Annotated in this window: 3 protein-coding genes; all 3 read left to right on the top strand. The window is 65.2% G+C overall.

Annotated elements, in window-relative coordinates:
* The coding region (locus ACYVDE_RS21540) for a hypothetical protein (protein WP_460503594.1) at nucleotides 1-206 on the top strand (206 nt) is incomplete at its 5' end.
* A 26-nt stretch (nucleotides 207-232) separates the two neighbouring features.
* Nucleotides 233-727, top strand: a complete 495-nt coding sequence (locus ACYVDE_RS21535; protein WP_460503593.1) for a hypothetical protein — start codon at nucleotides 233-235, stop codon at nucleotides 725-727.
* 144 nt (nucleotides 728-871) lie between these two features.
* Nucleotides 872-1,840: aspartate aminotransferase family protein (locus ACYVDE_RS21530; RefSeq protein ID WP_460503592.1), on the top strand; the 969-nt coding region annotated here is incomplete at its 3' end.

Below are 1,840 nucleotides of genomic sequence, written 5' to 3'. Positions count from 1 at the left end.
CGGCCGGCACCGCCGCCCTCGATGCCGTGCCCCGCACCGAGCTGGCCAACTACTTGCTCACGAGCGGCGCCCGCGTCGAAACCTCTGACCTGGCCACCCTCACGGCCGCGCACCCCAACATTGCCAAGGGCTTCCTGCGCGTGTCGGACGAGGAGCTGAGCGACGCGCTCGACGCCCAGCCCACCGACGAAGCTGCTTATTTATAATCTTCCCGTTCTTCCGTTCCGTTATCATGTCCGTTTTGTCATCCGTCTGTCGTTTGCTGAGTCTGGCCTCGCTGCTGCTCACGCTGGCCCCGGCCGCCCAGGCCCAGCCCGAGCAGGGTGGGGGCCGCCGCGCCCAGCGCCTCGGCCAGCTCGAAAACGCAAAAATTGCCTTCATCACCAACCGCGTGTCGCTCACCCAGGAGCAGGCCCAGAAGTTCTGGCCGCTCTACAATGAGTTTTCCGACCGTCGGCGCGAGCTTAACCGCAATGGTCGCCTGCTGCGCCGCGACATCACCGAGGGCATGACCGACCAGCAGCTACGCGAAAACTTCACGCAGTCCTTCAACTCGCGCCAGCAGGAGCTCAACCTCGAAAAAGAATACTTCGAGAAGTTTCAGAAAGTCATTTCGCTGCGCCAGGTGGCCCAGCTGTTCCAGGCCGAGCGCGACTTCACCAAGGAAGTCATCAAGCGCGTCGCCAATGTGCCGGGCCAGGTGGGCGCCGGTACCGGCAACGACTAAGCTCTGCCACCGTTGTTTTTCAAGAGGCCGCTGCCCCCGCAGCGGCCTCTTTACTTTTGTGCGGTAATCAAACGGCCAAATCGGTGGTTGTGAGAAGCGCAAGCCGCTGCTTGCCCAGCCCCCGAAAAACCGCCCCCCATTCCCTTGAAACTTGCTCCCTCCGTTGTTACCCCGCGCCAGCTTTTCCTCCGCCACCAAGCCCAGACCTCCGATTTTCCGCTGCTGCTGGAAATTGAGCGGGCCGAAGGCGTGTACATGTACGCCCCCGACGGCCGCCGCTACCTCGACCTGATTTCGGGTATCGGCGTGAGCAACGTGGGCCACCGCCACCCGCGCGTGCTGGCCGCCATCCAGGCCCAGCTCGATAAATACCTGCACCTGATGGTGTACGGCGAGCTGGTGCAGGCCGTGCCCGCGCAGCTGGCCGAGGCCCTGCACCAAACTCTGCCCGCCCACCTCGATTCGGTGTACTTCACCAACTCCGGCACCGAGGCCATCGAGGGCGCCCTGAAGCTGGCCAAGCGCCACACCGGCCGCACCGGGCTGGTGTCGTGCCACAACGCCTACCACGGCTCCACGCACGGCGCGCTGTCCATCACCGGCTCCGAGGGGTTCAAAAACAGCTTCCGCCCGCTGCTGCCCGACGTGCGCCACATCCGCCACAACGAGCTGGCCGATTTGGCCTTGATAACCGAGCGCACGGCCGCGGTGGTCATCGAAACCGTGCAGGGCGAGGCCGGCGTGCGCGTGCCGAGCCCCGAGTACCTGCCCGCTCTGCGTGCCCGCTGCACCGAAGTCGGCGCTCTGCTGATTCTGGATGAAATCCAATGCGGCTACGGGCGCACCGGCACCATGTGGGCCTTCGAGCAGTTCGGCATCGAGCCCGATATTCTGGTGTGCGCCAAGGGCATGGGCGGCGGCATGCCCATCGGGGCTTTCATCGCGAGCACCGCCGTCATGTCGGGCTTCAAAACCAACCCCATTCTGGGGCACTGCACCACCTTTGGCGGTCACCCGGTGAGCTGCGCGGCGGCCCTGGCTACCCTGCAGATTATGCAGGACGAGCAGCTGCCCGCCGGCGTGGCCGCCAAAGCCGCCCGCTTCCGGGCGCAG

It is taken from the genome of Hymenobacter agri (assembly GCF_054778495.1).
The sequence above is the reverse complement of the archived record's forward strand: the minus strand, read 5'-3'. Positions and strand labels throughout refer to the sequence as shown.